At 42.1% G+C, this 5,713-nt stretch carries 5 protein-coding genes; 3 read left to right on the top strand and 2 right to left on the bottom strand.

Annotated features, from left to right (window positions below):
• Positions 1-430 precede the first annotated feature (430 nt).
• Positions 431-766: a hypothetical protein gene (locus B4U84_RS01145; RefSeq protein ID WP_242677509.1), complete on the bottom strand. Its 336-nt coding sequence runs from the start codon at positions 764-766 to the stop codon at positions 431-433.
• 120 nt (positions 767-886) lie between these two features.
• On the opposite strand from B4U84_RS01145, the gene B4U84_RS01150 reads away from it, so the two are divergent.
• Both B4U84_RS01150 and B4U84_RS01155 read left to right on the top strand, forming a co-directional pair.
• Positions 887-1,111, top strand: coding sequence for a CHAT domain-containing protein (locus B4U84_RS01150; RefSeq protein ID WP_278248332.1), 225 nt, complete (start codon positions 887-889; stop codon positions 1,109-1,111).
• Positions 1,112-1,196: 85 nt separating this feature from the next.
• On the top strand, positions 1,197-1,940 hold the full coding sequence (locus tag B4U84_RS01155) for a 3-oxoacyl-ACP reductase family protein (protein ID WP_131115089.1): 744 nt from the start codon (positions 1,197-1,199) through the stop codon (positions 1,938-1,940).
• 176 nt (positions 1,941-2,116) lie between these two features.
• Here the strand turns inward: B4U84_RS01155 and B4U84_RS01160 are convergent, their stop codons facing one another.
• Complete coding sequence (locus tag B4U84_RS01160) at positions 2,117-3,751, bottom strand: TAXI family TRAP transporter solute-binding subunit (RefSeq protein ID WP_131115091.1); 1,635 nt, start codon at positions 3,749-3,751, stop codon at positions 2,117-2,119.
• Between the two features lie 228 nt (positions 3,752-3,979).
• Between B4U84_RS01160 and kdpA the strand changes: the two genes are divergently transcribed.
• A complete protein-coding gene (kdpA, locus tag B4U84_RS01165) occupies positions 3,980-5,665 on the top strand; it encodes a potassium-transporting ATPase subunit KdpA (RefSeq protein ID WP_131115092.1) in 1,686 nt (561 codons plus the stop codon).
• Positions 5,666-5,713 lie beyond the last annotated feature (48 nt).

The raw sequence follows: 5,713 nt of genomic DNA on the forward strand, positions 1-5,713 counted from the left end.
GATTTGCGCTGTTAGTTCAAACACTCGTTTATCTATATCAAAGACTCGGCGACGAGGTTCAAAGACTCGTTTATCTATATCAAAGACTCGGCGACGAGGTTCAAAGACTCGTTTATCTATATTAGACCTCTTGCATGAATACAATACTTACCCTCATCCCCCAGCCCCTTCTCCCAAAATTGGGAGAAGGGGAGCCAATTTCAAAGTCCCTCTCCCATGTTTGGGAGAGGGATTTAGGGAGAGGGCAAAGATTCATGGAATAAGTCTATCAAAGACTCGGCGATGGGATTCAAACACTCATTCATCTATTTCAAAGACTCGCCAAGGTCGATTATATTTTTCGACTTGCGTATATACCATAGCATGGGAAAAGCCCACAACGAGAGTATGAAAACCTCTGAAGTGATCCCCAATCCCCGATCACTGGATTTTAGAGATTTGGTTTTGTTTTAGAAACTTCTGGGCTGCGAATCAAGATGTGTCCTTTATCACCTTGTTGCACAGCCAGCACTAATGGACGTTGATTCGCTTCTGCATTTGGGGGTAAGGCTTGAAACAAATAAATCCAGCCACCACGTTCTAGGAGGATGCGCCAAACTCTCGGTTGGTTGGGGTTGGTGGTATCATTATCTTCTCTACCACGCAAATCATCGAATAAACCTCTATCTCCTATAATCCGGTAGCCTTTTAATGCTGGATTGGCAAACACATCATCAAGTTTGCGTCCTAATGCAAATTTCTCTTCCGGTGTAATTAGCGCTACCACAGGCAAAGTAGAGTTTTGACCAGCGTCTCGGCGAGCATCTGCAATCCCTTGCCAGCGAGCTAACCAAAAGATGAAAATTAATACCCAGGATACTAAGCAACCAATGCTTATGGAAAGGGAATAGTAGGTGTTGCTTATATATTTGAGCGTGCTGGTGCAAAAGCAGTGATGGCAAGTTTATGGACGGTTGAGGATCAAGCTACGCGAAATCTGATGATTGAGTTTTATAAAAATATTAAGCTGGGTATGAGCAAAACAGAAGCACTGCAAAAAGCCAAGCTAGAGCAAATTGACCGCCATCCTTATTATTGGTCACCGTTTGTCCTGATTGGTGATCCGCGTTAAATTCAGTGAACAGGGAACAGGGAACAGGGAAGGGGAAGGGGAAGGGGAAGGGGAAGAATGTATAATTAATTTTGTTTAAGTACTTATGACTAAGAAACTGAAAGAGAAAGTAGCATTGGTCACTGGCGGCTCACGTGGAATAGGAGCAGCGATCGCCAGACGTCTGGCGGATGATGGCGCTGCTGTCGCCCTTACGTACACCAGCTCACCACAAAAAGCTGACGAGGTCGTGCGTGTTATCGAAGCAGCAGGTGGTCGAGCCTTGGCTATACAAGCTGACAGTGCTGATGTTGAAGCAGTGAAAAACGCCGTTGCTGAGACAGTCAAAACTTTTGGTCGTCTTGATATCCTTGTTAACAACGCGGGGACGGCTATTATGGCTCCAATCGACCAGTTCTCCCTAGATGATTTTGATCGGCTTGTTGCAGTTAACATCAAGGGCGTTTTTGTCGCAACTCAAGAGGCTATTCGTCACATGGGCGAGGGTGGACGGATTATTATGATTGGCAGCGTCAACAGTGATATCGTCCCGATTGCTGGTGTTTCGGTCTACGCTTTGACTAAAGGTGCGATCGCTAGTTTTACACGCGGTCTGGCTCGCGACCTTGGCCCTCGTGGGATCACAGTTAACAACGTCCAACCCGGCCCTGTGGACACCGACTTGAACCCAGCAGACGGTTCCTTTGCTGAAGGAGCAAAAGGGATAATCGCCTTGGGACGTTACGGTAACAGTGACGAGGTCGCCAGCTTTGTTTCCTATCTCGCCAGTCCCGAAGCTAGCTTTATTACTGGTGCAAACCTGAAGATTGATGGCGGTTTCGCAGCCTAATGCAAAATCCTGTAGAGACGCGAAATTTCGCGTCTCTACATCCCTAAATGATGACGAAAAATTATTAACCGAACCGTATCAATCAATTTGAAATATTTTGCTTTTTATAGCAATTCAATTAATGATTGCAACATATCCTTGGTAAAGACGCGATTTATCGCGTCTCTACAGATGATTTATTTGTCCCATTGCTTTTTCAAATTGGTATTACTTTCAGAATCAGAATGAACTGGAGAAGATTTTGGTGCTAAAGTCATCAGGGAAATTAAGGTTAAATTCATCAATTCTATATAAGCTTCAATGTCAACTTGATCTGACAACAACATATCTCGATATTGTTGCTTAAGTTGCTTCAGCTTTTGTAATGCTGCTTCTGGATCGGTTTGTAAACTTGCTTGCCATTCATCTAATAATAACAGCGTATCCATAACAAACTTTTTGCGCTGATTTTCTATCAGGGTACGACACTGATCGGCAAAAGTTTGGGTTTTATGACGCAGTTGTTCGTAGACTTCTGTTGACACTAGACCCTCAATAAATGTGAGCCGATTTTCTTGGCTTAAGTCTTCGATACTTTCCAATGCTTGCTGAGGATGATCTGGTAACAGTGACTTAAGTTCAATAATTCGGTTATTGGTTGTCGTCATAATCTTCTTGGATTTTTGTCTGTGCCACTGTCGTAACAATAACCCTAGTACGCTAGTTGTTCCCAAAATGAAAAATCCAGCCTGCAAGTCGTTGTTGTTTTCCCAGTAACGAATGATCACTGTTCGAGGATCACCCTGATCAAAGACAGCTTCTGCTGCTGGATGAATATAGAAAAGCTCTTTTCGCATTAATTCTTCTGCTTTTGAGCTTTGTAGTTGTGGATAGAATTGGGAATAAGTACGAGCGGTGGAAAGAATCGACCAAGTAACTAGCCCGACTGTTTGTCGATTCATGTTGGGGCGAGTAATTAAAACAGTTGCAGTTGAAAGAGTTGGTAATTTTCGATTGGGGATTGGTGGACGCGACGCATAAGTGCCAATAGGTAGAATTGCACTTTCGTAGGAACTGGGATCTAATACTGTTAAGTTGTTTACTAATGCAGTGCGTATAGGAAGTAAAGTCATATCTGAGTTTGTCACAAATATTTGCCTCAGCTTTTCATTTGCACCCAAACTTCCCACATAAATAATTGCATCTAGTTGTCGAGATTTAAGTTTTTTGAATGCTTCGTCAAAATTAGAATAATCTTCTTGAATTTTCAGCTTGTCTGCTTGGATGATTTGTCTAGATGTAAAGAGAATTCCACTACCGGGATTACCAACAGCAACTCGCTTTCCTTCCAGGTCGTCGAATGTTTGAATTCCAGAATTTTTCCGAATAATAATGTGAACATATTCTTTTGCTAAAATCGCCACTGCTTTGACTTTTCCTGCTCGCATAGCTTCGTTGGCGACATCTAACTGGGCGATCGCAAAATCGACTTGATGATTTAGCAATCGTTTGATGTTTTCCTGGGAACCTTGAGAAGCAAAATTCTCAACAGAGACTCCTACTGTTGTGTTGGTAGAGTAGTTAATTTGTTCACCTAAGCGATGGTAGTAACTACCGACAGTACCGGTGGAGAGAGTCACGCTATCTGGCTTTTGACTACAACCGCCCAAAACTGATAATAGAACTCCTGCTGCAAAACCACTCAATAGGAGGAAAATATTTTGCGGTTGATAGATTAAGCTAAAACACTTATGTGGAAGTTTCACTAATTTTATCTGTCTAGTTTCGCCCGTCGGATGGTGCGATCGCTTGACTTTTAAGCCAATCGCCACAAATCTAAGATTTTCACTCTCTAATTATTGTTACATAGGTGGCGATCGCTATTTTTGTGGGTATGTGCTTGAAAATTAGGAATTGGGGAATCCGACTTCAACGACCCCTCCCAAAGAAGTGTGGGGATTGTAAAATGTAAGTCTTCAAGACTTAGAAGTGATCAAGTGTTATTAATAATTAGCTTTCTATTAGTAAAGCCAGACCAACTATAATCCAGCATTAAATACATGACACAGGGTTTTTTGCAGATAGGGTTAACGCTTTGTATTTTAATTGTGATCACTCCGTTTTTCGGAAGATACATAGCTCGTGTCTTCCTGGGTGAAACAACTGTGTTTGACTCCGTTTTGAACCCGGTTGAGCGGATTATTTATATACTGGGGGGTGTACGTAGCAAACAAAACATGACAGGTGGGCAGTACATCCGCGCGGTGCTGTTCAGTAATCTGATTATGGGTGTTGCTGTATACTTGATTTTAAATTTTCAGGAAACTTTGCCGTTGAATCCCATGAACTTGAAAGCACTGCGCTGGGATTTAGCACTACATACAACAATTTCATTTTTGACGAATACTGACCAGCAACACTACATTCCGGAGACAACTTTAAGTTACTTTAGTCAAACAGCAGCTAATGGTTTTTTGATGTTTACTTCGGCTGCAACTGGGTTGGCTGTAGGTATTGCTTTTATTCGGGGGTTGACAGGTAGACCACTGGGGAATTTTTACGTAGATCTAGTTCGTGGTATTACACGAATATTGTTACCAATATCTTTGATTGGTGCGATCGCTTTAATTATCTCAGGTACACCACAAACATTACTGCCAACTCAGGCTGTTACTACTCTAGAAGGCTTTAGTCAGTATATAGCTAGAGGACCAGTAGCTTCTTTTGAAATGATTAAATTATTGGGTGAAAATGGCGGTGGTTTTTTTGCTGCTAACTCTGCTCATCCATTTGAAAATCCCAACGGTGCTTCTAATTTAATAGAGATGCTGGCCATGCTATCTATCCCGATGGCGTTAATTTACACCTATGGATTGTTTGCGAATAACATCAAACAAGCTTGGTTGTTGTATTGGATGGTGTTTGCAATTTTTTTAGTTTTGGTATGTGTCACAGCTACTAGCGAGTATCAAGGTAACACTTTGATCAACGGAACTTTGGGATATGAAATATCAAATCTTGAAGGAAAAGAAGTCCGCTTTGGTTCAATACTAACCGCATTTTGGGCGATCGCTACCACAAGTACGATGACTGGTGCTGTCAATGGGATGCATGATTCTCTCATGCCTACAGGAGGTTTTGCCACTCTATTAAATATGTTCTTACAAATTATTTGGGGTGGTCAAGGAACAGGAACCGCTTATCTATTTATTTATTTAATTTTGACTGTCTTCTTAACAGGGTTGATGGTGGGACGCACACCAGAGTTTTTGGGGCGAAAAATTGAGAAGCGAGAAATTGTCCTCGCCAGTGTAGTTTTATTAATCCACCCAATCGCAGTTTTAATTCCAAGTGCAATTACTTTATACTTTCCAGAAACATTAGCTGGAATTAGCAATCCTAGTTTTCATGGTGTCTCCCAAGTTGTTTATGAATACACCTCAGCCAGCGCCAATAATGGATCTGGTTTTGAAGGTTTAGCAGATAATACCCTGTGGTGGAATCTAAGTACTATTTTCAGCTTAGTGTTGGGGCGCTATGTTCCCATTATTGCTATTGTGCTGTTAGCCGATAGCATGACTCGCAAACAAGCAGTACCAACAACACCAGGTACTTTAAGAACCGACACTCTACTATTTACCAGTGTCACCGCCGGAGTAATTTTAATTTTAGGAGTACTGACTTTCTTCCCAGTTCTAGCATTAGGCCCCATCGCCGAAGGATTTAAAATTGCCTCTGGTAGTTAGGGGATCGGGGAAAGGGGATCGGGGAAAGGGGATCGGGGAAAGGGGAAT

This window comes from Westiellopsis prolifica IICB1, assembly GCF_004323185.1.
In the GTDB taxonomy this organism is placed as follows: Bacteria; Cyanobacteriota; Cyanobacteriia; order Cyanobacteriales; family Nostocaceae; genus Pelatocladus; species Pelatocladus prolificus_A.

Bases quoted from the DNA above. Each gene is read 5' to 3' on its own strand.
- B4U84_RS01155 (WP_131115089.1), top strand. From the start codon at position 1,197: ATGACTAAGAAACTGAAAGAGAAAGTAGCATTGGTCACTGGCGGCTCA.
- kdpA (WP_131115092.1), top strand. From the start codon at position 3,980: ATGACACAGGGTTTTTTGCAGATAGGGTTAACGCTTTGTATTTTAATT.